At 62.4% G+C, this 26,111-nt stretch carries 21 protein-coding genes; 6 read left to right on the forward strand and 15 right to left on the reverse strand.

Features of this window, described 5'->3' with window-relative positions; translation table 11 throughout:
- Positions 1-47: 47 nt before the first annotated feature.
- Positions 48-5,489 (reverse strand): trifunctional serine/threonine-protein kinase/ATP-binding protein/sensor histidine kinase, encoded by a 5,442-nt coding sequence (locus tag B5526_RS07190; RefSeq protein ID WP_154071670.1) that lies wholly within the window; start codon positions 5,487-5,489, stop codon positions 48-50.
- An 836-nt stretch (positions 5,490-6,325) separates the two neighbouring features.
- Here B5526_RS07190 and B5526_RS07200 point away from each other — a divergent pair.
- The 4 genes from B5526_RS07200 (at position 6,326) to B5526_RS07210 (ending at position 8,995) form a co-directional block, all read left to right on the forward strand.
- Positions 6,326-7,252 (forward strand): hypothetical protein, encoded by a 927-nt coding sequence (locus B5526_RS07200; protein ID WP_079537590.1) that lies wholly within the window; start codon positions 6,326-6,328, stop codon positions 7,250-7,252.
- Between the two features lie 157 nt (positions 7,253-7,409).
- The gene (locus tag B5526_RS37455) at positions 7,410-7,619 is read left to right on the forward strand and encodes a hypothetical protein (protein ID WP_154071181.1); all 210 of its coding nucleotides are present in this window, start codon (positions 7,410-7,412) and stop codon (positions 7,617-7,619) included.
- Positions 7,620-7,737: 118 nt separating this feature from the next.
- Positions 7,738-7,989, forward strand: coding sequence for a PilZ domain-containing protein (locus B5526_RS07205; protein ID WP_172841989.1), 252 nt, complete (start codon positions 7,738-7,740; stop codon positions 7,987-7,989).
- 181 nt (positions 7,990-8,170) lie between these two features.
- Positions 8,171-8,995 (forward strand): tetratricopeptide repeat protein, encoded by an 825-nt coding sequence (locus B5526_RS07210; RefSeq protein WP_079537591.1) that lies wholly within the window; start codon positions 8,171-8,173, stop codon positions 8,993-8,995.
- A 77-nt stretch (positions 8,996-9,072) separates the two neighbouring features.
- Here B5526_RS07210 and B5526_RS07215 read toward each other — a convergent pair whose 3' ends face one another.
- The 11 genes from B5526_RS07215 to B5526_RS07265 form a co-directional block, all read right to left on the reverse strand.
- A complete protein-coding gene (locus B5526_RS07215) occupies positions 9,073-10,338 on the reverse strand; it encodes an AAA family ATPase (RefSeq protein ID WP_079537592.1) in 1,266 nt (421 codons plus the stop codon).
- Complete coding sequence (locus B5526_RS07220; protein ID WP_079537593.1) at positions 10,335-11,075, reverse strand: CpaD family pilus assembly protein; 741 nt, start codon at positions 11,073-11,075, stop codon at positions 10,335-10,337. The genes B5526_RS07215 and B5526_RS07220 overlap by 4 nt, the downstream gene beginning before the upstream one ends.
- A 41-nt stretch (positions 11,076-11,116) precedes the next feature.
- On the reverse strand, positions 11,117-12,562 hold the full coding sequence (locus tag B5526_RS07225) for a type II and III secretion system protein family protein (protein WP_244562212.1): 1,446 nt from the start codon (positions 12,560-12,562) through the stop codon (positions 11,117-11,119).
- A gap of 44 nt (positions 12,563-12,606) precedes the next feature.
- Positions 12,607-12,840, reverse strand: coding sequence for a hypothetical protein (locus tag B5526_RS07230; RefSeq protein WP_079537595.1), 234 nt, complete (start codon positions 12,838-12,840; stop codon positions 12,607-12,609).
- Positions 12,841-13,087: 247 nt separating this feature from the next.
- Positions 13,088-13,951 carry a sugar phosphate isomerase/epimerase family protein gene (locus tag B5526_RS07235; protein ID WP_079537596.1) on the reverse strand — a complete coding sequence of 288 codons (864 nt, stop codon included), beginning with the start codon at positions 13,949-13,951 and terminating at the stop codon, positions 13,088-13,090.
- The gene (locus B5526_RS07240; protein ID WP_079537597.1) at positions 13,951-15,144 is read right to left on the reverse strand and encodes a dihydrodipicolinate synthase family protein; all 1,194 of its coding nucleotides are present in this window, start codon (positions 15,142-15,144) and stop codon (positions 13,951-13,953) included. Before B5526_RS07240 ends, B5526_RS07235 begins: the two co-directional genes overlap by 1 nt.
- Before the next feature lie 12 nt (positions 15,145-15,156).
- On the reverse strand, positions 15,157-16,308 hold the full coding sequence (locus B5526_RS07245) for a Gfo/Idh/MocA family protein (protein ID WP_079537598.1): 1,152 nt from the start codon (positions 16,306-16,308) through the stop codon (positions 15,157-15,159).
- 13 nt (positions 16,309-16,321) lie between these two features.
- Entirely contained in the window at positions 16,322-17,707 is a 1,386-nt protein-coding gene (locus B5526_RS07250; RefSeq protein ID WP_079537599.1) for a hypothetical protein, read from the reverse strand.
- Positions 17,708-17,719: 12 nt separating this feature from the next.
- A complete protein-coding gene (locus B5526_RS07255) occupies positions 17,720-18,568 on the reverse strand; it encodes an ABC transporter ATP-binding protein (protein WP_079537600.1) in 849 nt (282 codons plus the stop codon).
- A gap of 118 nt (positions 18,569-18,686) precedes the next feature.
- Positions 18,687-19,682 carry an ABC transporter substrate-binding protein gene (locus B5526_RS07260; protein ID WP_433994641.1) on the reverse strand — a complete coding sequence of 332 codons (996 nt, stop codon included), beginning with the start codon at positions 19,680-19,682 and terminating at the stop codon, positions 18,687-18,689.
- A gap of 65 nt (positions 19,683-19,747) precedes the next feature.
- Entirely contained in the window at positions 19,748-20,557 is an 810-nt protein-coding gene (locus B5526_RS07265) for an ABC transporter permease (protein WP_079537601.1), read from the reverse strand.
- Between the two features lie 326 nt (positions 20,558-20,883).
- Here B5526_RS07265 and B5526_RS07270 point away from each other — a divergent pair, with 326 nt between their 5' ends.
- Positions 20,884-21,198, forward strand: a complete 315-nt coding sequence (locus B5526_RS07270; RefSeq protein WP_244562213.1) for a BrnA antitoxin family protein — start codon at positions 20,884-20,886, stop codon at positions 21,196-21,198.
- Positions 21,199-21,955: 757 nt separating this feature from the next.
- On the opposite strand, the gene B5526_RS07275 is transcribed toward B5526_RS07270, so the two are convergent.
- The 3 genes from B5526_RS07275 to B5526_RS07285 form a co-directional block, all read right to left on the reverse strand.
- A complete protein-coding gene (locus tag B5526_RS07275) occupies positions 21,956-22,666 on the reverse strand; it encodes a TetR/AcrR family transcriptional regulator (protein ID WP_172841990.1) in 711 nt (236 codons plus the stop codon).
- 210 nt (positions 22,667-22,876) lie between these two features.
- Positions 22,877-23,722: a VOC family protein gene (locus B5526_RS07280; protein WP_079537603.1), complete on the reverse strand. Its 846-nt coding sequence runs from the start codon at positions 23,720-23,722 to the stop codon at positions 22,877-22,879.
- The gene (locus B5526_RS07285) at positions 23,719-24,978 is read right to left on the reverse strand and encodes a Glu/Leu/Phe/Val family dehydrogenase (protein WP_079537604.1); all 1,260 of its coding nucleotides are present in this window, start codon (positions 24,976-24,978) and stop codon (positions 23,719-23,721) included. The genes B5526_RS07280 and B5526_RS07285 overlap by 4 nt, the downstream gene beginning before the upstream one ends.
- A 221-nt stretch (positions 24,979-25,199) precedes the next feature.
- Here B5526_RS07285 and B5526_RS07290 point away from each other — a divergent pair, with 221 nt between their 5' ends.
- Positions 25,200-26,111 carry a sugar kinase gene (locus B5526_RS07290; RefSeq protein ID WP_079544765.1) on the forward strand — a complete coding sequence of 304 codons (912 nt, stop codon included), beginning with the start codon at positions 25,200-25,202 and terminating at the stop codon, positions 26,109-26,111.

A 26,111-nucleotide genomic window follows, 5' to 3' on the forward strand; every position in this document is an offset into this window, starting at 1 on the left:
AACTCGCGGCCGGGCTGCTGTGCTTCGGACGGCTTACGGGAGCAACCTCATGACGCGCGCTCAGCGTTCACCGGCAGGGTGAACTGAAACGTGGCGCCGTGGGGTAGGTTTGCCGTGGCCCACAGCCGGCCACCATGGGCTTCCATGATCGAACGGCAGATCGAAAGTCCCATGCCCATGCCGCCGGATTTGGTGGTGAAGAAGGCGTTGAACAGCCGGTCCGCATTCTCGGCGGGGATTCCGACGCCGCAATCCGTCACACTTACAAGCACCTGTTGTTTCTCGTCGCGGCGCGATCGGATCACCAGCTGGCGCGGCCGATCCGTGACCGCTTGCATCGCTTCAATGCCATTCATCACCAGGTTGATGATCACCTGCTGCAGTTGGACCCGATCACCAAGGATCGTGGGTACAGCCGCTGCTAAATCCATTCGCAACGATACCTGATGGCTGATCAACTCACGCCGCACCAACGGGATCGTCTCCCTCACGACGTCATTGACGTCGAGCGGCACCTTCTCAAGGCTGGTCTTCTTCGCGAGCGTCCGGACGCGCCGGATCACCTCGCTTGCCCGATTGCCGTCGTCGATAATCCATTCCACCGAACGGCACGCTGCGTCCACGTCGGGAGTTCCGCGGCGCAGCCAGCTTAGACAGGCCTCCGCGTTGGCGACAACGGCGGCGAGCGGTTGGTTCACCTCATGAGCGATCGAGGCGGTCAGCTCGCCCAAGGTTGTTATGCGCACAACATGTGCCAGGTTCGCCTCCGCATCGCGCAACGCTCCCTCGACATGCTTGCGCTCCGTTAGGTCCAGCACGAAGGCGACGCCCTCATCTCGGTTCCACTCGAAAATCGCGCGGGCGACCAGCACCGGCACACGGCTGCCGTCTTTGCGAAAGTACTCTTTCTCACGGGGCTGGACGGTTCCAGTCGCCTTCAGCTCCGCGAAGGCCTGGTCGTCGACATCGCGCCATTCGGCCGGCGTCAGCTCCGTCCACCGCAGTGAGGCGAGATCTTCCCGGGCATATCCGACAATATCGAGAAAGGCGTGGTTGGCTTCGATGATCCGGCCCTGAAAATCCCAGATTACAATTCCGACGATGTTCGAGTCGACCAGACGGCGGATCCTGGCCTCCCGTTCCCGGAGATCGTTGTATAGGCGCGCGTTCTCCAGCGAAATCGCCGCTTGCGATGCCAGCAATTCCAGCACCGAGATCCGGGAGGGCGTGAACACGTGCGATGCCAAATTGTTCTCGAGATAGAGCACCCCGATCAGCTTGGCCTGCTTCACCAGGGGCAGACAGAGCACCGACCGAGCACGCTTTTGACAGATGTACTCATCCGCCGGGAACGGATTCTGCGCCGAGGCGTCATCAAGGATCACGCTCTGCCGCGTCCGGATCACGGTGTGGAGCACGGATTCGGGAAGCTCGGCTGGCGAGGCGGCCGTCTGGCGCAGCGTGACCTCAACCTGGCCGCGGCCGGTTGTCGCTTCCGCCGCGATCTGTGGCTCGTCGCCTTGGAACAGGATTAGCAGGCCACGCTCGGCGCCGGCATGTTCGACGGCGATCCGCAGCAGCGTCTTGATAAGCTCACCGAGGACGATCTCGCCGGACACCGCCTGCGCGGCCTTGAGCACCGTCCCGACATCCAGCCGCTCGACGGGCGCGCCAATGGTAGTGGTGGGAGATGCAGGCACTGGTGCGTCGCGGAGATGCGGATACATCTCATCGAGCTGCCGCACCTTGCCATCGGCTCCCCAACGGAGATAGCTGTGGCGGGCGTCCTGCAAATACGCACGGCCGATCTTCTCGAAGCCACGGGCCGCGTAGAAGCGGGAAGCCAGTTCATTGGCGAGCGCCTCGTTGTGGACAAAGCCATGTGCCTGTGCCGAGCGAATGGCCTGTTCGTAAAGGTCCATGGCATCGAGCGCGCGGCCTTCAATCCGGGCGATCTCGGCGCCGACCAGCGCGGCGCGATTTTCGAAGTTCTCCGGACAGTTCTCCGCCCAAATCTGGAGTTGCTTACAATGCGCCGCCAGGGCGTCTAGAAGCTCCTGCCGCTCGCCGGCTGCCGCGGAATCGCACAAGGCGGCTTGAGACAGTGCGGCGTAAAAGTGATATTCCGCCGTTTCGAAATGTGAAGGTAAAGCCCACAGGAGAGATTGCGCCCTCGATGAGGCCTCGACGGCTACAGGATACTCGCCTGCAAAGAAGCGCGCCTGCAGCTTGCGGATCCAATACTTGCACTCGGCAATCGCCAGATCCGGATTACGGGTGAAACGGCGCTCAATCCGAAGCTCGTCAAACTGCCCATCATCAAAGGATCCAAATGTCGGCGTCAGTCCGCGAAGGGTCCGGATCAGCCCGAGCTGAGTGGCAGCGATGGCAATGACAAGCCCGAACTGGGCCTTTTGCGCAAACGCGAGTCCCTTCTCGGCTTCACGTTGCATATCAACGAGCGGGTCGCCCGCCGCGAGAAGGTTAGTGGTCAGGTGGTCGGCGCTGTAGGCCACGTAAGTGGGGTCGCCCATCTCGTTTGCTGCCTGCAACGCGCGGCGCAGCAAATCCCGCCCAGACCGGATATGTCTCGTCCACGGCAGGATGAAACATCCGAAGCACATATAGGTCCTGGCCTGGAAGCGCTTCAGTCCGTGCCGTTCGACCAGGTCATGGCCGAGCCGGCCGAAGCGGTATGCCGCCTGATAGTCGCCGAAGCGCGATCCGGCGACCATGCCAAGCCGAACGTAGGCGAAGCACGAGCCATCACAGTTGCCATTCTCGAGGCTGAGATTGACCGCCCGACAGATGACCAGGGAAAACAGGTGCGCATCCGTATGCAAGCTAGACGGCCCGATCTTGGTCAGAACGTCCATCGTCGCGAGGGATGCAGGGTCGCTCATCAAAGGCAGCTCGATCAGATCCTCGATCGTGCGGCTCCCGAGCTGAGACCAGATCCGCTCGTATTCGCGTCGCGTTTCCTCGTCTTTCGGATGCGCCGACCAGTCGATGCCCAGATGTCGGAGGTAATCGAGCCCGACGGCAACCGCGCGGCTGCTCTGATCGAGGGTCGTGTACAGATCCGCCCGCAAGCACGCGACCGTGGCTCGTTCTACCGTATTTGCGGCGCGGCTTGACAGGGCCGCCAGGCGCTGCTCCGCCTCAGCCAGCGCGCCGGTGAGGAACTCGCATTCGCCCCGGTGCAGCTCTAGCGCAAAGGTAAGCTCGTGCCGGCGGTCCCAGGAGTCTTCCGACAGCAGGGCCGCACCGGCGGCCAGATAGGTGATCGCCGCGGCGTAGGCGGTAGTCGCCTTGGCGCGCTGGCCCGCGAGCAGGTTGAGCTCCGCCAGTTGCTCACGCTCGTCTCGCGAGGTAACCAAGGCGGCACCGCGGTTGAGCTGATTGACAATCTCGAAGATGGCCTCTTCGCGTTTTTCCGCAGGGGTATGCGCCGCGAGCAGCCTTCCGACGCGCAGGTGCGCCTCGGCGCGCAACCGTTCCGGTATGAGTGAATAGGCGGCTTCCTGTACCCGGTCGTGGATGAACTTGTACGAGCCCTCCGAGTGCTCGACCAGCTCAAGACGAACAGCGTCCCAAAGATCCGAATGGACCTCCTCGTTCGATTTCCCGAGGACTACCGAAAGTATCGTGATCTTGGCGGCGTTGCCGAGGCAGGCAAGCTGCTGCAACGCCGCCTGGGTCTGGACGGGCAGGCGGGTCAATCTTCCGACCATGAGGTCCACCACATTGTCGGTGTACCCCTTGGCGCGAAAGCGATCGAGCTCCCAGTGCCAGCGCGCCACATCATGATCGAAGCGGAGCAGCCCCTCTTCGGCGAGCGCAGAGATGAACTGAATGGCGAAAAACGGATTGCCGCCGGTTTTCTCGTGCACCAGTCGGGCCAGCGGGGCGGCGCGGCCCGGCGTGCAGCTAAGTGTATCCGCAATGAGCCGCCCCAGGTCTTCGCGGGCGAGCGGCGCAAGACTGATCTCCTGCACGGATGCTCCCGCCTTGCGGACAGCATCCAGCGTGCGCAGCAGCGGATGAGAGACACCGATCTCGTTGTCGCGGTAGGCGCCGACCAAAAGCAGGTGCCGCACGTCGGAGTGCGTCACCAGATGCTCGAGGAGGTCGAGCGTGGCGGCGTCCAGCCATTGCAAATCATCGAGGAACAGCGCGAGCGGGTGCTCCTTGCGCGCGAACGCCCCGAGGAAGCGCCGGAACACCATCTGGAAGCGGTTCTGCGCGTCTTGCGGCGGCAGGTCCGCGACCGGGGGCTGTTTTCCGATCACGAGCTCCAGCTCGGGAACGAGGTTGACGATGAGCTGACCATTCGGGCCGAGCGCCTCGCTTAGGGAGTCCCGCCACCGGCCAAGCTCGGCCTCGCTCTGGCTCAGGAGCGAGCGGACAAGGCTCTGGAAGGCTTGGGCAAGAGTGGTGTACGGGATGTCGCGCTTGTACTGGTCGAACTTGCCGGACGCGAACAGGCCACGCGGCGGCACCAGCGCCTTGTGCAGCTCGTTCACCACTGAGGATTTGCCGATGCCGGAATATCCGGACACCAACACGAGCTCCAAGGTGCCGTTCTCAACGACCCGGTCGAAGGAAGCGAGCAGCGTCTCGATCTCGAGCTCCCGGCCGTAGAGCTTCTCGGGTATCAGCAACCGGTCCGATACGTCGTGAGCACCGGGCAGGAACGCCTCGATACGGCCAAGCTGCTGCCATTCCACCAGACTCCATCGCAGATCGGCCTCGACACCCGCGGCGGTTTGGTAGCGCTCCTCGCCGGTCTTGGCGAGAAGCTTCATCACCATGGCCGAGAGCGGCCCCGGCACGCCGGCGACCCGCTCGGCGGGCGGCACCGGTTGCCGCGCGATATGGCAATGCACCCACTCGATCGGATCGGCGGCCGTGAAGGGGAGCTGCCCCGTCAACATTTCGTAGAAGGTGACACCCAGTGCATAGAGATCGCTGCGGGAGTCCACCGAGCGGTTCATCCTGCCGGTTTGTTCCGGCGCCATGTAGGCGAGCGTGCCCGCGATCACCTCTGGCGGGGCGGGGGCTTGGCGCTCGCGCGGCAGACGCGAGGCAATGCCGAACCCCGTCAGCCGCACACCGCCGCTTGCCGCGTCCACCAGGATATTTGCCGGCTTGATGTCCTTATGGATAAGGCCGCGCTCATGCACATGGCGGAGCGCCCCCGCGAGAGGGATCGCGATGCGCAGGAAATGCGATACGTCCAATGGCTGGCCAAGCAGTCGATCGAGTGGCGCACCGCCGGGATCCTCAAGCACCAGCGTCATGCGGTCGTTGTAATGTGTCAGCGCGATCGGTCGCGCCGCCCAGTCAGCGTCAAGTTCGGACTTGAGCGCATATTCGTGTTCAAGCCCCTCGACGCAACCGGGCGAGGTTTCCACCGCGGCAACAAGCAGGATCGGCACCAGGCCGCTGCCGGAGCCACGGTAGAGAGAGATGTCTCCCTCCCGCAGCTGCGAGAATACGTAGCTCGAGAGTTCGTTCACGGAGGCCTCCTGTCAGGAGGACTACTTTAGTAGATTGATTAGGTTACGTTTGCTTTCGTCCGTCAACCCAAAAACGGACGTCAAAAAGATGCGATCGGTGCCATATTTGTGGCTAGACGACAACGAGAGCCACGCCGGCCTTTTGCTCACAAAGCCGAGATGCTTTGTCGAAGAATGCGTCTACGAAGTGATCGATAAATCGAGTGACTTCCGGTGATGGGCATGTAGCGTCATTTCGCAGCGTTGCGGAATTTCGTCGCTATCGGGGCATAGCGGACATCGACCAAGCCGCAGCGATCAAGCTCGATTTACGCGCCCCCGCCTGCCGGGCCGGCGCGGCCGCGGCGGCGATCAGCCGGTCCGCGGCGGTCCACTCCTTCAACAGCCGCATCACAAAATCTTCGACACTTGCGGAGATACCGACATGTCTGAGGACATTATCGTCTTGGGTGGTTTGGCTGGCGTGTTCTGCTGGACCTATATCGTCTTGCCGCTGGTTTTTTATCATAATTGAACTCGCCGGGCGCTCGAGCAACCGACGCCATTGTGCTGCGCGCCCGCGCCTTACGGGTTCCGGTGATCGAATGTCACCGGCGTTACACTCTAGGGCGCCGATCGCATCTTGGCGACTTGCATTGCGGCGCGAGGCATCGGATGATCAGGCATACGGTAGTGGCCGATGGGGGCGCCGCTCAACAGCTGGAGTAGCAATATTTAGACAGTAGGAGGGCGCGATGGTTCGCACTGCTTGGCGTATAGCAATACCCGGCTTTCTGTTCCTGCTCGCAACATGTTCGGAAGGGTTGGCGGGCTACGTCGGAGACCGCTTCTTCCCCTCTACATTGGCAACCACTGTTCCCACGGCGGCCGACTTCTACAATCCGCCCTACTTTGTGAAGCTGCCTGACACCGCCACCACGCCCTCCACGCGCGAAATCGACATTCCCACCACCTACAGCAGACTTGTTACCAAGGACTGGTCGGTGTTCTTCACCGAGACGTTTCGCATCATCGAAAACTCAAACACGGGCACGCGCTCGGGCTTCGACAATCTCGTGATCGGCACCCAGTATCAGCTCTATACCAACCCCGAGCACCAATTCATCGTCACCGTGGGCGGCACGGCGGCGATCGGCGGCACCGGAGCGCCCGGAATCGCCTCGTCATTCTCTACGCTGACGCCGACCGTCTATATCGGCAAGGGCTTCGGCGATCTGCCGGATTCGGTGGCGTGGTTGCAGCCGCTCACGATCAGCGCCACGGCCGCCGTCGCGGTGCCAACCGAATCGTCCACCCTGACTTCCTTGGGTACGATCAATATCCCACGCACAGACACGGGCGCTTTCACAAGTCTAACGCCGCTGCCCACCGGCCCGACCACGCTCGCCGAGGCGATCAACCCGAAGATACTGCAATTGGGCTTTGCGCTGGAATACAGCCTGGTCACTAATGAGTATACCGGTCCCAACCGTACCGGGACCCGCTACGCAGAGGGGTGGGTTCCCTTGATCGAATTCACAACGGCAACGCCGCTCAATGGTCCGCTGGCGGGGAGAACGACCGGCACCGTCAATCCCGGCGTCATCTGGGTGAGCCGTTATCTCCAGGCCGGCGTCGAAGCGATCATCCCGATGGATGCCCATTCCGGCCGCGACGTCGGCGTGCGCGCACAGGCGCACCTGTATCTTCCGGCGATCTTTCCCGGTTTGAAGCCGATCTTCGGTAACTGAGCGCGCGCCGCGTGAACCTGAGCCGGACGCCGAAAACTTTGGGTAGCCGTTACGAAACGTTGGAGCGACTTGTTTCTTGTCGCCCCCGTGTGCTTGCCAGGTCTCTTGGCGAAGCCAGGCGATGTGAAGGAAAAGGTGTTCTTGCCGCGGCCCTAAAATGACAAAGGACATCATCGTGCTTGGTGGATTGGCCGGCGTGTTCTGCTGGACCTACATCATCCTGCCACCGGTTTTTTTACCACAATTGAGCCAGGTGGATGGCAGGCCATCGCTATCGCGTGGCGCAACAGGCAGTCGCCGACGGCAAACAGGCCTGATTTTGCTGGCGTTCGCGGCATTCCGGCATGTGGATCGAGCCGATCCGTAAAATGCTTCGAAAACACGGTTACATTGCGAGCGGTCGCGCTAAGCCAATTCCAATAAGTCTTCTTTAAAAGAGGCTTGAATGGCGGATGAACCATTATTGAACAAGGTGAAGGACGGACATGTTAGCGATAGCGAACCGGCGTAAAAGCGAGCGTCGTCTCTGCAGAAGCCTCGCGCGGATTCAATTCGGGACCGGCTCGTTGCCGCGCGACTGTACGATCACGGACATATCGGACGGCGGAGTCAAGGTGATCGCCGAATATGTCGACCTTCCCTCGGAGTTTACCATCATCTTGTCCGAAGGGCGCCCGCGCCAATGTCGGTTGGCCTGGCGGATCGGCTGCGAATTCGGCGCGCAGTTCGTCGACTAAATCGCAACGCTCGCAAAAAATACCGAGGCCGCTCAGCGGCCTCGGTTCGCGCGCGCGGCGTCGAAGCCCCTTATGATTGAAACCGCTGCTACCCACAACCTAAGCCGCAGGTTCCGGTTAACGGGAATTTAGGGTTAACCTGTAAGCATCCTGGCCAGTCGTCGACGATAGGCCAAACGAGATGCCCCGGCAGTTGCTCCCATATCCTTGCGGCGCGAGACGTCTTGCGTCCGTCGCAATTTCCGCGCTGCTGGTGTTCTCCCTGTGCAGCTGCCAGACCGACGGCGCGTCGGATATCACGGGCTCGCTCGGCGACAAGGCCGAGAAAAGCCACGCAGCCGACCCCCGCAAGGACCTCGATTCCTATCGCGATCGCTACCGCGCCAACCCCAAGGATGCCGACGCAGCGTTGCAATACGGCAAGGCGCTGCGCGCCACGGGGCAGCGGTCCCAAGCGGTTGCGGTGCTCGAAGAGGCTTCGCTGGCTCACCCCGACAACAAGGCGCTGCTGGCCGGTTACGGGCGGGCGCTGGCGGACAACGGCAATTTCCAGCAGGCGTTCGACGTCCTTGGGCGCGCCCACAGCCCCGACGATCCTGACTGGCGGATTCTCTCGGTCCAGGGAACGGCGCTCGATCAGCTCGGCCGCTACGAGGAGGCGCGGCAGTACTATGCGAGCGCGCTGAGAATAGCTCCCGATGAGCCTTCGGTGCTGTCCAATCTCGGCCTCTCCTACGCCCTTTCAAAAGACCTGCCGAAGGCCGAGGAGACGTTGCGGCGCGCCGATAGCCGCGCCGATGCGGATCTGCGGGTGCGGCTGAACCTGGCGCTGGTGGTTGGCCTGCAGGGCCGCCTTGCCGAGGCTGAGAGCATCGCGAAAGCCGATCACTCTCCCGAGGAGGCGGCGGCCAACGTCGCGCAGCTCCGGCGATTGTTGTCGCGCAAGGAGAATGCCCGCGCCGAGGCGGATAAGGCGCCGGTGACAGCGACCGCGCATCATGATTGAGCTTTGACGAAGGGACGGTCTTGGCCGAGACTGTCTTTGCCGAGACTGTCTTGGCCGAGACTGTCTTGGCCCCGCGACTATTTTGCGCGCAACTTCCGCATGATCGGCGACAGGAACGAGCCCCGCTGCCTTTCCTCGCCGCGACCCGTCAGCCGCCGCGCGATCTGCAGGAACGTCTTGGTGGTGCGGTGGCCGGCCGAGATTTCCGCGATCATCTGGCCGTTGTTGGCCGCCGTGCCGAACAGCCGCGAATCGAATGGAATGGAGGCGATCGGCGGGATCTCGATGGTCTTGGTGAAGCCGCGCGCGTCGATTTCAGGACGCTTCGGCATGCGGACCTGGTTGAGACAGTAAAGCGGCGGCCGGTCGTTGGGCCGCGCCGATTTCAGCACGTTCAACATGTTCTTGGTGTTGCGCAGATTGGCCAAATCAGGCTCGGCGACGATCAGGATATCGTCGGCGCCGACCAGAATCCGCTTGGTCCAGGCCGACCATTGGTGCGGAACGTCGAGCACGATGCAGGGCGTGGTCAGGCGGAGCGTGTCGAAAATCGCGTCGAACGATTCGGCGGCGAAGTCATAGACCCGATCGAGGCTTGCGGGCGCAGCCAACAGGCTGAGGTGGTCGGTGCATTTGGCGAGCAGGCGCTCCATCACGGTGGTATCGAGCCGTTCGGCCGAGAATACCGCGTTCGCGATCCCCTGCACCGGATCCTGATTGTAGTCGAGGCTGGCGGTGCCGAAGGCAAGGTCGAGATCGATGACGACGGAATCGAGCGCGAGATCGCGCGCGACCGCCCAGGCCACATTGTGCGCGACGGTGGATGCGCCGACGCCGCCCTTGGCGCCGACGACCGCGATGATCCGGCCGAGGGCTACCGCTTCCGATGCCGAGAACAGGCTGCAGATCGCGCGCACCACGTCGATCGGGGCGACTGGGCCGATGACGTAGTCGCTGACGCCGCGACGCACCAGTTCGCGATAGGGCGCGGTATCGTGGGCGGTCCCGATCACGACGACGCGGGTTCCGGGATCGCACACGGTTGAGAGGTCGTCGAGGCCGGCCAGGATATCGCGGCTGCCGTCGGTTTCCAGGATGATCACGTTCGGTGTCGGCACACTGCTATAGACATCGATCGCGGTCGCCACGCCGCCCATCTTGACCGTGACATGGGCCTTGCCGAGCCGGCGATCCTCGCTCGCCGCGCGCACGGCGGCCGCGGTCTGGTCGGTCTCGCAATAGGCCTGCACCGACACGCGCGGCGCGGGCGCAATATAATCGTCGGTGAACGACGACGTGACGTCTGGCTGCTCGTCGGAATCGTGGCGGGCGGAGCTGATCATTTGCCTGAATCGCTGAGTTTGGCCTTGTCGGCTTCGGGATAGTTGGTCGTGGTCGGCTCGCCCTTGCGATAATGCTCGAAGCCCTCGGTGCGTCGCATCGTATAGGGCGGCGTTTCAGGCCGCGGCTGCACGAGATCGGACGGATTGTCGATCATCGCCGCCATGTTGCGCTGATAGGCGCAGCCGAAATTGTGGTACTCGCGGTTCTTCGAATAGCCGGGATCGTAGATCGAGGGCCCGAGATCCTCCGGCCACACCCCGCAAGGTCCGGCCACCGCCGCGATCCTGGGATAGCTGAGCCGGATGGTCGGGAGCGTCCGAATGTCGTCCGGATGGTAGTGACGGACCACGATGCCGTGTGCCGGCACGCCTGAGGCCTCGAGCAGCGATTTGGCTTCCCGGAACGCAGACGACGCCGCGCGCGCGTTCGGCGTGTCGACCGGCACATCGGCTGTTATCGCGCCGGTGCCTTCGCGCACCCAGGTCCGTGCCAATCCGGTGACGTCGGTGCGCTGCGTGGCGGTGAGGCCGCCGCGGCCCTGGCCGACGAAAATCACGATCGACTGGTTGGCCTCCTCGATCGCGATCGGATGACGCAAGCGATAATCGTCGGGAACGCTCGCGGTCACCACTTCGTTGCCGGAATAGATGCATCCACCGAGCGTGGCCGAAAGGCCGACGAGTGCGCCTGCGAGGCGCAGCTTTCGATAGCGACCGGCCGCTGTTCTGTTTGTCATCGTTCTCGTCCCCGTCCCGCCCTGCTCAGGCAGCCCCCGTGTCAGTCAATGATGAAACCGAAATTGGCCTGGTAGCTTCCAACCGGATCGACGCGGCTCGAAATTCCGTAAATCCGGCTCATCTGGGCCAGCAGCGTCGATTGCGAATCGGTGGCGGGCGCAAACCCGTCATCCGGACGCGACAGTTCTTTCTGGGCGACCGCCCGAACCACATAGGGCGTCACCAGGACCATCAATTCGGTCTCGTGATTGACGTAATCCTGGCTCCTGAACAGCGCGCCAAAGATCGGTATCGCGTCGACGCCGGGCATTCCGTTGACGGCCTGCTTGGTCTGCTCCTGGATCAGGCCGGCCATCGCCATCGAGCCGCCCGATGGAATCTCCAGCGTGGTTTCGGCACGGCGGGTCTTGATCGAGGGGATCGTCGTTCCACCGGAACCGCCGGTCAAAGAGTTCTCGGTCGAGACTTCGGACACTTCGGTCATCACCCGCAGGCTGATCCGGCCCTCCGTCAGCACCACCGGCGTGAAGTTGAGCGAGATGCCGAACTTCTTGTAGGTGACGGTCTGGACGCATTGTCCGATCGCGCCCGACGTCGTGGTTTGGCAGGTCACGCCGGTCGGGATCGGAAATTCGCCGCCCGAGATGAAGGTCGCGGACTCGCCGGAGATCGCCGTCAAATTGGGTTCGGCCAGCGTCCGTACCACGCCGGCGCTCTCCATCGCGCGCAAGGTCGCGGTGACCGTGGGCAGGCCCTTGGTGATGGATGAAGCGCTGAAGCCGTTGCCGGGGACGAGAGTCCCGCTGTTCGCGGTGAACGGGTTGACGTTGTTGAAATTCACGACCGCGGTGCCGTAGTTCATGCTGGCGCTGAGATCGACGCCCATCTGCTTGACGATGTCGCGCCGCACTTCGGCGACCGTGACCTTCAACATCACCTGGTCGCGGCCGCGAACCACGATCGAGTTGACGACCTTGTCGACACCCCCGACCAGACGCGCCGCGAGATCGCCGGCCGACTGCGCCTCGATCGGGGACGACACCGAACCGGTCAGGATCACGCTGTCGCCGACGCCCTCGATCTGGATTCCTGGCATCGATTGCTTCAACGCCGCGCGCACGCCGTTGAGATCGCGCTTGACCGCGATGTCGTAGGCCGCAATCTGCTGGCCGTCGGCATCGAAGAACACGACGTTGGTCTGGCCGACCGCGGAGCCGATGATATAGGCGCGCTGCGGCGAGCGGATCACGGCGTTGGCAATCTTGGGGTCGGCGACCAGCACGTCCTTGACGTCGCGCGGCAAGTCAATAATCGAGGACTTGCCGATACCGAGCGCCAGAAAGCGCGTCTTCGCCACGGAGCCGGTAACGAGCGGCGTTTGGGAGCCGGTCGGTGTCGCCTCGGCCGCCACCACGGGCGCCAGGGCCGGATTGAGCGTCAACGCCGCGACGGCCGTAAACGACAGGGCGCGGAGCAAGCTCCACATCGCCAGCTGAATTCCCCCGCATTTCATCTCGGACGTCCTTTCAGTCACTTCTGTGTCGTTTTCGCGCTCTGGACGCCGTAGGGCACCACACTGATGCTGCCACCGCGCTTGGGAGCTTGATCGTCGGTCGCATTCTCGACCGTTTTGGCATCAACGAGTGAGCGCAGCGCCGGCAACAGCGCGCCGCTCTGGCGCGTGCGGGCGAGCATCTCGGCCTGGCGGGGTCGGAGCTCGGGCGTGACGGTGTTGCCGAGCACGGTGTTCTGGCCGGTATGCATACGCTTCACTATCTACATTTACGCCGCGATGCGTGGAGCGCACGCGGAGCAAGCCTCTCCTCCCATCATGACTAAGCATTAAAGGTATAAGGGAACTTGCCGGTGGAACCAGTTTGCCCGCAGGAGCGGCGGGATTTGCCGTCATGGTGAACGGAGTGTTATCGTTCGAAGCGCGGCCCGCAAATCTATTGCCCGCGTTCGCCGATCGACAAAGTTGGCTTGGCCGGGACCACGAGGATAAAAATTCCTAAACCGCCGAACGATGCCGTTGGATACAGGTCTGCAAGACCTCGTCCATCGGTTTCTCCCACCAGTCGTCGGAAAAAATCTCGATCTCGGAATAGCCGTCAAAACCCTGCGCCTCGACGGCTGCCCGAATCGATTTGATATCGATCACGCCATCGCCCATCATGCCGCGGTCGTTGAGAATGTCTTTTGTCGGCACCAGCCAGTCGCAGACGTGAAACGCGAGCAGGCGATCTTTTCCGGCGCGTTCGATCTGCGGCAGCAAATCGGGGTCCCACCAGATGTGATAGACGTCGAGCGCGACACCGAGCGCGCCTGACCGCTGCGGGTCGAGCCGATCGCAGATGTCGAGCGCCTGCTTTGTCGTGTTGACGCAGGCGCGGTCGGCGGCATAGGCGGGATGTAGCGGCTCGATCGCCAGCGGCATCTTTGCTTTCAGCGCATACTCCATCATCTCGGCGATGGCGTCCTCGACCTGCGCGCGCGCTTCCGCGATATCTTTTGTGGCGGCACTCCCGGGCCGCGAATATTGCGGCAATCCGCCGACCACGAGCACAATGCAGGGCGCGCCGAGCGCCGTGGCCTCATCGACCGCTCGGCGGTTGTCGTCACGCGCCTCGATCCGATACGCGGCGTCGGAGGTGAACATGCCGCCACGGCAATAGCCCGACAGCTCCATACCAGAATCGCGCACCGCGCGCACCGCGCGATCGAGCCCGATGGCTCCGACCTGGTCGCGCCAGGGATCGATGGCGCGGATGCCATGCCGCGCGCAGGCGTCGATGATTTGCACGAGATCGCCCTGCTTGCGGACCGTCGCGGTGTTCAACGACAGCCAGCGATGGTCGGCCGAAAAATCCCGCATCACGCATCACAGCCGCGCAGCGCAAGCACGGCCTTCATGCGCCGCGTCGCGAGCTCGGGATTGGCGAGCAGTCCCGCTTGGTCAGCCAGGCGAAACAGTTCGGCAAGATGCAAGGTCGAGCGCGCGCTCTCCTGCCCGCCCACCATCGCAAAATGATCCTGATGGCCGTTGAGATAAGCCATGAACACGATGCCGGTCTTGTAAAACCGCGTCGGCGCCTTGAAGATATGACGCGACAGCGGCACCGTCGGCCCCAGCACGTCGTGGAAACCAGCCTCATCGCCGGCAGCAAGCCGCGACAGCGCGTAGGACGCCACTGGGGCGATGGCATCGAAGATGCCGAGCAGCGCATGGGAAAAGCCGCGGCTGTCGCCGGCGATCAGCTCGGCGTAGTTAAAATCGTCGCCGGTATACATTTTTACGTTTTTGTCGAGCCGGCGACGCATGTCGATTTCGCGCTGCTTGTCGAGCAGCGACACTTTCACGCCATCGACTTTCGCGGCATTGGCGTTGATGACGCTGACTGCGACATCCATCGCCGCATCGAGGTTTGGCGTGCCCCAGTAGTTTGCCAGCGCCGGATCGAACATGTCGCCGAGCCAATGGATGATCACGGGCTCGCGAACCTGCGACAGCACGCGGTCGTATACCCTGACATAGTCGTCGGGGCCGCGGCCGATCTTGGCCAGCGCGCGCGACGCCATCAAGATGATGCGTCCGCCGGCCTTCTCCACCGCCGCAATCTGTTCCTCATAGGCGCGGATCACGTCGTCGAGGCTTTTTGCATCCTCCGGCGCCAGATGATCGGTGCCGGCGCCGGAAAACACCAGCGCATTGCCCCTCGCCTTCGCGGCCCGCACCGATCGCTGGATCAATTCCAGCGAGGTCGGCCAGTCCAGCCCCATGCCGCGCTGCGCGGTGTCCATGGCTTCGGCGACGCCGAGGCCGAGGTCCCAGACATGCTCGCGAAAGGCAATGGTCCTGTCCCAGTCGATGGCGGCTGACAGCCATGGATCGACATCGGCAAGCGGATCGGCGACCACATGAGCCGCGGAGAATGCCACCCGGTTCAGCGTGCCCTGAAGTTTTGCCGGAAAACTCCGCGACGCCGCCAGGCGATAGGTCTCGATCGAGCGATCAGCCTTCGGCAGTTTCAACTGATACGACGAGATCGGCAACACCGGTTTATTCACAGCGCGTCCTCCTCACAATTTGATCGGCGCAACGTCGATCCAGCGCCGTTCGCGCCAGCTCTGAAGCGCACATTCGGCGAGCTGCACGCCCTTGGCTCCTTCCAGCAGCGTATATTTATACGGCGCGTCCTCGCAGACGTAGCGGATGAACATTTCCCACTGCTCTTTAAAGCCGTTGTCGTAAGAGCTGTTTTCGGGGAGCTTTTGCCAGTCGGCATAGAAATCGTGGGTGCGCTTCTCGTCCGGATTCCATACCGGCCGCGGCGTCGCCTGGCGCGCCTGGATCACGCAATCGGTGAGCCCAGCCACCGCCGAGCCATGGGTGCCGTCGACCTGGAAAGTGACGAGATCGTCGCGATAGACCCGCGTCACCCAACTCATGTTGATATGGGCGATCACTCCGCCCTTGAGGCGGAACGTCGCGTAGGCGGAATCATCCGCCGTCGCCTTGTACTTCGCGCCCTTCTCGTCGAACCGCTCGGGAATATCCGTGGTGCCGAGGCAACTCACGCTTTCGACGTCACCAAAAAGATTGTCGAGCACGTAGCGCCAGTGGCAGACCATGTCGAGGATGATGCCGCCGCCGTCCTCGCTGCGATAATTCCACGACGGCCGCTGCGCTTCCTGCCAGCCGCCTTCGAACACCCAATAGCCGAATTCGCCGCGCACCGCGAGCATGCGGCCGAAGAAGCCGGAGTCGCGCAGGAATTTTAGCTTCTTCAGCCCCGGCAGGAACAATTTGTCCTGCACGGTGCCATGCTTGACGCCCTTGGCGTTGGCGAGCTTGACCGCCGCGACGGCTTCTTCAAGGTTGGTCGCGATCGGCTTCTCGCAATAGACGTGCTTGCCGGCATTGATCGCTTTCGTCAGCAATCCCGGACGCGCCTGCGTGGTCGCGGCGTCGAAGAAGATGGTGTCGCTTTTCTCGGTCAGCGCCTTGTCGAGATCGGTGGTCCAGCGCGCCACATTGAATTGCTTTGCGAGACCTTCCAGCTTGCCGGAGTCGCGGCCCACGAGAATCGGATCCGGCATCATGCGGTCGCCATTGGCAAGCTTGACCCCACCCTGGTCGCGGATCGCGATGATGGAGCGGATCAGATGCTGGTTGAGCCCCATGCGGCCGGTGACCCCGTTCATGATCACGCCGAGGCGTTGCGTCGTCATATCGCTTGCTCCTTCAGGATTTTTGCTTTGGTTGTTCGAGCGGCGATAGCGCCGACCAGTTGGGGTGCACGCCGGTCGCAAAACCGGGCGAGGTCAGCGATCCCGTCAGGAGATCGCCGTCGTGGATCGATAGCCGGACGATGTTTCCGTCGCGGGCGTAGAGATCGGGATGCGCCGACAGGAACGCTTCCGCTTCGGTGGCGGGCGTCTCGGCAAAACCCTCGACATAATGATGGCCGTTGCGCTCGGCGTGGGTGACGCCGATCAGGGCGCCGAGCGCAAGGTCCTGCTGCACGCAGAGCCCGGCCTGACAGGTCAAATCCTCGCCCGAGATGAAGAATTTTTCGCCTGCCCCGCTCCATTTCGCGGCACGGGTCGCGTTGATGATCGACTTGTAAATCCCCTTGCACGATTTGGAAGAAATGCCGCGATAGCCGAGCGCGCGCGCCACGGGAAACGCATCGTAGGAATCGTCGGCCTCGTCGATGATGAGATCGCGGCCGGCCAGCGAACCCAGCGGCGATTGCCGCGTGATATCGCGCGGCATCGGCTGCTCGATGTAGAGCAGCTTTGCCGCAATCGGTCGCAGGGCGCTGTCGCGGTCGAGCCGCTCGGCCAGCGCGCCAAGCGCCGCGAGATCGGCATATTGCTCGTTGGCATCCAGCGTCACTTTGTAGTCATGCGGCAACGTGGCGAGCTGGTTGCCGATCCGCGTCAAGCGCGCGGCGTCGTGCTCCGGATCGCCGTTGAGCTTTAGCTTGAAATAACGCGCGCCGGCATTTTCGTGGCCGTCCGCGACGCCGCCCTTGCCCTCGACCTGGTCGTCGAGGCCGACGGTATGCCGGATCGCGACGCGGTCGAGCCGCCGCCTCCCGGAGAGGAATTGCCCGATATCGTCATCGCGCAAATCGGGCGACAGTCGCGCATTGATTCCGGCGATATTTTGCGCCATGCCCTCGAAGAAATTTTTCCCCGCGCCGCGCAGCAGCGCATCCAACACGGCCTTGTCGATTTCCGCCGGGCCGTAGGCGGCGGCAAGCGGCGGGATGTCTTCCCTGGCACAGGCCTCGACCTGTGCTGCGATGACACGGGCATGCAGGCCGAACGCGGTCTCGAACCCTTTTTGGCTGAGATAGAGCTCCCGCGCGATCACGAGCGCGCGTCGCAATTCCCAGACCGTTTGCTCCGGCGAAAGCTCGGTGCGCTTGTCGAACCATTTTGGCACCAGCAATTCGGCGCTGGCGCCGGTTGACGAGCCCTTGCCTTCTATTTCGATCTCCGCACGCACGAACATCTGCGGCGTGGCGTTGATGACGATGGCGCCAAACCTGAACGGCCGGGCAAAGCGCACCGGGCGTTCGAAGAAGGCGATGTCGCGCACGGCCAGACGGAGCGGCATGATATTGGTCCTTTAATCCAGCGCGCTCTGGGTGAAAAAATGCTTGCGGATGCGCTGCACCAGTTCAGTGAACACCGGATCGGCCATGGCGTCGAGCGAGCGCGGGCGCGGCAGCGGCACGTCGTAGATCGCAGCGATCGCGCCGGGCCGTTCGGTCATGACCAGAACGCGGTCGGCGAGGAACACGGCCTCGGGAATCGAGTGGGTGATCAAGAGTACGGTCTTGCCGGTCTCGCGCTGGATCCGCATCAATTCGACATTCATGCGTTCCCGCGTCATCGCGTCCAGCGCGCCGAACGGCTCGTCCATCAGCATGATCTTGGGATCATGCACCAGCGCCCGGCAGATCGAGGCCCGCTGCTGCATGCCGCCGGACAATTGCCAGGGCAGTTTTTTCTCAAACCCCTCGAGGCCGACCAGCTTTAGCAGCGCCTGCGCGCGCGGCAGATATTGGTCGCGCGGCAACCGCTTCATGTCGATCGGCAGCATGACGTTGTTGAGGATATTGCGCCACGGCAATAGCAGCGAGTTCTGGAACACGATGCCGACATTGCCGTGCGGTTGTGTCACCGGCTCGCCGTCGACCGAAATCTCGCCGGTCGATGGCGCGAGCAGCCCGGAGATCATTTTCAACAGCGTGGACTTGCCGCAGCCGGACGGTCCGACCACGACAAAGAATTCGCCGGTGTTGATATGAAAGTCCAGCGGCCGCAGCGACGGCACATCGCCATCGCGGGAGCGATAGGTTTTCGACACGCCGGAAAGTTTTATCCCGGGCGTGCCAGAGTCCACGCGATCCGACACCAGGCGAAGATGCGCGCCCGATTGATCAACGCCCGATGTTTTGGTCGCTGGATTCATTCAGGTCCATTCAGAACTAATGATGAGGAACCGTCATTGCGAGGAGCACTTGCGACGAAGCAATCCATCCTTGCTTTGTGGCGCCATGGATTGCTTCGCTCCGCTCGCAATGACGCGTTCACGAATTGCCCTTTGGCAGGTAGTCGTTGGTGTAAAACGCCTTCGGGTTTTCCTTGGCCTTGGCATCAAGGCCGCCATATTCGACCATCAGATTGACGGTGTCGGTCATGTTCTGATCCGTGACCTGGAACGGCCGCTTGCCCTTGGTTTCGCCCGTGCGATAGAGCGGGATCGTCAGCTCAAAGCCTTGCGTCAGCGTCTCGATCTTGCCGCCCTTCGGGTTGGCATCGAGGATCGCCTGCGCCGCGCCCTTCGGGTCCTTCTCGGCGGCTTCGACCGCTTTCGTCGTCGCCGACATGAAGCGCCGCACCAGATCGGCGTTGGCCTTCACGTAATCCGCGTTGGCGATAATGCCGGATGAAACCATGTTGATGCCGTAGTCGGCGAATTTTATGGGATAGACGTCCTTACCCGTCGCGTCCTTGATCTTCATCGACTGGTCCATGACATAGCCGAGCAAGAGATCGGCCTGGCCGTTGATCACGGCGTTCAGCTTGGTCTGGCCGTCGCCGGCAACCGTGTTGAAATCGCTTTCCTTCAAGCCGGTCTTTTTCAGAAACAGCGGCCAGATCTGCGTCATCGAATCCGCGGGCGTGATCGCCACCGTCTTGCCCTTGATATCCTCGGGCTTCCTGATGTTTTTCTCGACAAATCCCATCGCCGACATCGGGCTCGTCTGCAGCAGCACGCCGGTCGCGATGACAGGCGCGCCCTTCACCGCCGCGCGCATCATGGTGGGCACGTCGACATAGCCGAAATCGGCGGTCTTGGCGGCAACGGCCTGCGTGGTCGCAGCCGAGCCGCGGCCTTCCTGGATTTCGAGATCGATGTTTTCGGCAGCATAGATGCCCTTGGCCTTGCCGTAATAGAACGGCGCGTGCTCGCCATAGACATACCAGTTGAGCATCAGCACCACCTTGTCCCCGGCAGAGGCTGGGGCTGCCGCCAGCGCCGACCAGATCAGCGCCGCCGCTAGAGCCGTCAAAAATCGCATCATGTTTCTCTCCCGTCGATGTCTTATGCGGTCCTTGAGGGCCGCTTTTTTCATTCTCTCGCCGCTTATGCGGCGATGAAAATTTCCTCGCGCTGGCTGACATGCCAGGGAATCACAAGCTTTTCGATCCGGTCGACGATCCAGAACAAGACCACGCCGAGCAGCGCCAGGATCACCAGCGCCGCAAACATCGTCGGCAGATCGAAGGTGCCGATCGAGCGCTGCAGCACATAGCCGATGCCCGAATTGGAGCCGACGAATTCGCCGACCACCGCGCCAACCACCGCCAGCGTCACCGAAACCTTTAATCCCGAAAAGATCGCCGGCATCGCATGCGGCAGGTTGACGGCGCAGAACACATGGAAGCGGCTGCCCTGCATGGCGCGGGCGAGATCGACCATGTCAGGGTCGACCGATTTAAAACCCTGCACCGCGGACACCACCACCGGAAAGAATCCCAGCAGAAACGCCGAGATCACTTTTGGGATAATGCCGAAACCGAACCAGACCACGAACAATGGTGCAATCGCGATCTTCGGCACCGACTGTGAAAACACCAGCAACGGATAGACGTAGCTTTCCACCGTCTTCGATCCCGCAATCAGCATCGCCACGGGAATGCCGAACACCGCCGACAACAGGAAGCCGCAGATCGTCGCGTACGTCGTCGGCCACGCCTGCCGCAACAATTCCGGCCAATCCTGCCACAGCACGGCTACGACATCGGCCGGCGCCGGAATCTGATAGGCGGGAATCTTGAACAGCCGGATCGCCAAATCCCAGGCGACCACGATGAAGATCAGGAACAAAAACGGCCGCACCCACGCCGCATTCAGCGCTCTCGACACATTTCCCTGGCCCTTCGGTTCGGCCACGCCTCTCTCCCTGGTTTATCGGCTTTCGCAGACAAATTAACCCGTTGGATAAATACTGTCTAGGGGCTTTCGAGGTGGCGAATTAGAACCTCTCAGCCGTCATGCCCGGGCTTGTCCCGGGCATCCACGTCTTGCCGACCGCGAGAAGAAAGACGTGGATGGCCGGGATAAACCCGGCCATGACGCAGCGGTATCAAGTCGCATCAAGCGGTATGATGCGCCGGAGCGGACTACGCTGCCCGGCTTTCCGCCACGGACCTTGATACCATCTTATTTGTAGCTACAATAATTCAATGACCGGGAAAAAGCGCGCTTTGGGAAGCGACTTGAAGAAAGTTGATCGGCACGTCATTCAGCCGCACGAATATGACGAGGTGCCGGAACTGACCGACGAAATGGCTGAGCGCGCCGATCTCTATCGAGGCGCCAAGCTGATCCGTCGCGGGCGGCCGAAATCCGACGACCCCAAGCAACTGATCACCTTGCGGCTGGACGCCGCGGTGCTTCGCTGGTTCCAGCAGAGCGGCCCCGGGTATCAATCTCGCATCGGCGCCGCGCTGAAATCGCACATGACCCGTAAGAAGGCGGCAGCGAAGGCAACGCCGCGCGGAAAGAGCGTGGGCAAGAAGAAGGCGGGGTGAGGCTGCCCTTCGGCCCGGCCTCGGATTAATTTCTGATTTTCCGAAATTTCGCTTGCGACCCGACCCAAATCAGTTGTATATGCCTGCCGTCCCGCCTCCTTTCGAGGGGCGTTTCGCGATCGTCACGGACGTGGGCGGCGGGATGCGGTGGACGCGGGCGGTGCCAAAGACGAGGGCGCCTGCACGCGGACGGCGAAGTCGTGTGGTCCTGACACCCCGACGCTGGTGTCAAGTTGGCGGAAGCAATTTCGCCGATGACGGTGGCAAGAAAGCCCGGCTCACCGGGGAGAGCACGATATAAGCCGTAAAACCATTGCGCGGGGAATGCCGGGTGATTCCGGTGTGACCTGACTAACGCGTGTGCGTTCTACCACTATCATTGCACACGCGGCTATCGGGCGCATCGGGCGCCCGGCATTCCCTGCGCCCTCTAATTTAAGAGGGCGGCAAGTACCAGCAAACCTCGCGCAAATGGTGCGGCGAGATCGCGAAGCTGTGTCTGAACATGGCAGGCTGTTTGAAACGTGAAGGTGGGTAGGTGGGTAATTGAGCGGAGAGAAGTGCGCCGCCTTCGCTTTCTTCTCCCTCGCCCCGCTCTTCGCGGGGAGAGGGTTGGGGTGAGGGGCTGCTTCCGCAAATTCCCAAGACGAAGCGCGCGCGGTGAGTCCCCCTCACCCGAAATTCTCGCGATGCGAGAATTTCGACCTCTCCCCGCAAGCGGGGCGAGGTAAGGCTAGTCCGCCGCTCCGATCAAGCATTATTCCGCGCCTGTATGCGCTGGAGCACGCACCTTCGGCATCTTGCTCTTCCCAAACACCGCCGCCGACTTTCCCGTCAGCGCCGCCAGCACCAGCGCGACCATGTGCTCCAGCCGCTCATCCCTTGCGTCCTTGCTCAGGAGGTCGCGGCCGAAGATCACGCTCAAGGTCGCGCTGTTCGACAAATAGAAGAAGCACAGCGCCGCGATCGAGATGTAGAGCTGCACCGGATCGACCGCGACGACGAAATCGCCGCTTTCGACGCCGCGCCGCACCACCGTGCGGATCATCTCGACAAACGGCGAGTGCATCGATTTGACTTTTGTGGAGCGCTTCAGATGCCGCGCCTTCGCCAGATTTTCGGTGTTGAGCAGCGCCAGAAATTCCGGATTGCGGATGAAATAATTCCAGGTGAAGTCGATCAGGCGCTCGATCGCATCCGGCGGATCGAGATGTTCGAGATCGAGGCCACGTTCCTCGACGCGGATCTTCTCATAGGCGCCTTCGAGCACGGCGAGATAGAGATCGTCCTTCTTGCCGACGTGATAATACAGCATGCGCTTGTTGGCGCCGGCCTTTGCAGCGATGCGGTCGACGCGCGCGCCGGCGAGGCCATGGGCGGCAAATTCCTGCTTCGCGGCCTCGAGAATGCGCAGCCGCATGCCCTCGGGATCGCGCTGCCATTTCAAAATTCGTTTTGCCTTGGCCAAATGAGGTCGCCTGATGAATGTGCTAACGTGCCTGTAGCACAGGCGGGGCAGTTTGAGAATGAAGCGTATTCTCTCCACCGTCATTGCGAGCAAAGCGACCTGCCCGCCGTAGCTCGAAGAGCGAAGGTGGAAGCAATCCATCTGCCGGCAACGACCCATGAAGATGGATTGCTCCGTCGCGTTGCTCCTCGCAATGACGCGGAGGCTCAATCAGGCCCTCACCGCCTTCTCCACCAGCAGCGTGGGGATGCCGCAGGTGCCGCTGCGAACCGTCGCAACCCGCGTTCCCGGCTTGCGGCCGTCGCGCACGTCCGACACATCGACGCCGTTCGAGGCGAGCCGCGCCCGCGTCGCGTCGATATCGATGACCCGCCAGCTCAAACCCCAGAGCCGGTCATGCGCCTTGTCGACCGAATTGTCCTTTGGCCGGCTCACGACCTCGACGATGAGATCGCCGCAGCGAAAGAACATCAGCCGGCCCCAATCCGGATGCGAACGGTCGAGCGCCATATCGAGCCCGAGCCGCGCACCATACAGCGCGGCGGCGCGTTCGGGATCGGCGGTTGCGATCACGACATGATCCATCGCGGTGATCGAGGCCACCGCCGAGCGCACCGAAAGCGGGCGTTCCCTGGCCAGTTCAAGGAAAAACAGCCGCACGCCCCGTGCGGCCTCGGTCGCCGCGCGGGTGCGCTTCCACGACAAAGTCGCGCCCGACATCACGTCGCGGCTTTCGACGTCAGTGACCGGCTCGGGCTTCAGCGTCAGCCGGTCGAGCCGGCGATGCATCTTCGCGATGTCATTGGTGCGAAAACACAGGCTCGCAAGCCCCTCGCCCTGCTCCGCGATGACGGCACGGATGCGCTCGGCGGTCGCATCATCGCCATCGGGCGCCATCAATTCCAGCGTCATGTTATCGAGCGTGAACATGGCGCGGTCGGCGCCGTCGCCGTTGTTGCGCCACGAAGGCGCGCGCGCAAACAGCGTTTCGTAAGCCGCGACGCCCGCGGTTATATCGCGGACGAGAATGACGACATGATCGAGCCCGGTAATCACGGAAACAGCCCCCGCGTGGTCTTGGCGGCGCGGACTTTTTCGACCCCGATCGCCATCGCGGCGGTGCGGTGGGGAATCTTGTCGGCCTTGGCGCGCTTGACCATCTGGTCGAAGGCGCGATCGAGGATGTGGTATTCGCGCCGCGTCACTTCCTCTTCCTCCCAGAACAATTGTTGCAGGTCCTGCACCCATTCGAAATAGCTGACCACGACGCCGCCGGAATTGCACAGGATATCTGGTATGACAAAAATCTCGTCCTGGCGTTTTTCCAAGACCAGATCCGCCTCCGGCGTGGTCGGGCCGTTGGCGCCTTCGGCCAGCACCCGGCATTTCATGTTTTGCGCGATGTGCGCGTCGATCACCCGCTCCATCGCCGCCGGCACCACGACATCGCAAGGCAGCGTGAGAATTTGATCGGGATCGTAGGCGAGTTCATTGGAAAAGCCGGCGATGCTGCCATGGGTGCTCGCGTGGTGCATCAACGCGGGGATGTCGAGGCCGGATTTGTCGTACAGCGCACCGGTGTGATCGGCGACCGCGATCACCTTGAGGCCATATTGATGCAGCTCAAACGCCGCATAGGACCCAACATTGCCAAAACCCTGGATCACCGCGGTGGCGCCGTTCAGGTTGATGGAAAGCTCGTTCAACACCCGCCTGGCGAGATACGCCACGCCGCGCCCGGTCGCTTCCAGCCGCCCTACGGTGCCGCCGGAGGCCACCGGTTTGCCGGTGACGATCTCAGTCACGGTGTGGCCCTGATACATCGAATAGGTGTCCATGAACCAGGCCATCACCTGCTCGTTGGTGCCCATATCAGGCGCCATCACGTCGGTATGGGGACCTACGAACGGGATCATCTCCTGCATATAGCGCCGCGACAGCAACTCCAGTTCGCGCCTGGAAAGCCTGGAAAGGTCGACCCGGACGCCGCCCTTGGCGCCGCCATAGGGCAGGCCCGCCAGCGCGCATTTCCAGCTCATCCAGATCGCAAGCGCTGCGACCTCGCCGATGTCGACAGAGGGAGCAAATCTCGTGCCGCCCTTGGTGGGGCCAAGCGTGAGGTGATGCTGCACGCGGTAGCCCTCGAACACCGCGATCGTGCCGTCGTCGCGGTGGATCGGGCAGGAGACGGTGATCGCCCGTTTCGGCAGCAGCAGGCGGTCGCGCTCGTCGAGCGGGATCGACAGATGATCGGCGATGACAGCGAACTGGTTTGCCGCCATGTCGAAAACCGGGCCGGAATAGACGCTCATCGTGCCCTCCCCTTTTTCGCTCTCAGGGACCCTGGGCGGCCGCGGACCATGGGATCGGCGGCGCGGCAGGGACCCCTCAAGGACGGTCGTAGTCCGGCCACATGGTCATCTCAAGCGATACCAGCGGCGGAATTGCGAATAAATTTTGCGAATATCCGGCGAAATCAGGTGCTAGTGTATCGGCGCCGGCCGGGATCACCCTCAGCCACGACGGACAAATTATGCAGGCCCTCTTCATCGGACAGACCTATATCGACGTCACCTTCATTACCGACCACATGCCGACCGGCGACGAGAAGCACGTCGCCAAGGCCTACGCGGTCTCGTTCGGCGGCAATGCTGTCACCGCGGCTTTTTGCTGCGCCAAACTTGGCATCGTGCCGGATCTGATCGCCACCGTCGCCAATGACTGGCTCGGGCGGATGTTTCAGGACATGAGCGCGAAGTATGGAATCTCGATCCATCCGCGCAAGGTCAACTCGTCCTCGCTGTCATTCATCATGCCAAAGGACGGCAAGCGGGCGATCGTGCGCTGCCGCGACGACGAGCACATCCACCCCTTTCCGCTACTAAACCTCGGCGGCTGCCGGGCGCTGCATATCGACGGCCACCAGCCGGATGCGGCGATTCACTACGCAAAGCTCTGCCGCGAGGCCGGCATCCTGACCTCGCTCGACGGCGGCGGTCTTCGTACGAATACCCACGAACTTCTGGAATTCATCGACGTCGCCATCGTCGCCGAGCGGCTGTGCGAGCAGATGGACCTGACGCCGGAAAAGATGCTGGAATATCTCAAGAGCCGGGGTTGCCGGGTCGGCGGCATCACCATGGGTGAGCGCGGGCTACTCTGGTACGACGAGACCGGCGCCGTTCACACGCTGCCCGCGCTGCCGATCGCGCGCGAGCGCGTGCTCGATACCAACGGCGCCGGCGACGTGTTCCACGGCGCTTATGTCTATTCGTATCTGGCCAATCCCGGCAAAAGCTGGCAGGACCATTTCGAGTTTGCGCGCGCGGCATCGACCTTCAAGATTCAACGGCTCGGCAACGAGGCTGGATTGCCGACGCTCGCCGATATCGAGGCCGTCAAGCAGGAGTTTCAGATCGGGCGTAAGAAGGAATTTTGGGATTAG

The organism is Bradyrhizobium lablabi (assembly GCF_900141755.1).
GTDB classification, from domain to species: Bacteria; Pseudomonadota; Alphaproteobacteria; order Rhizobiales; family Xanthobacteraceae; genus Bradyrhizobium; species Bradyrhizobium lablabi_A.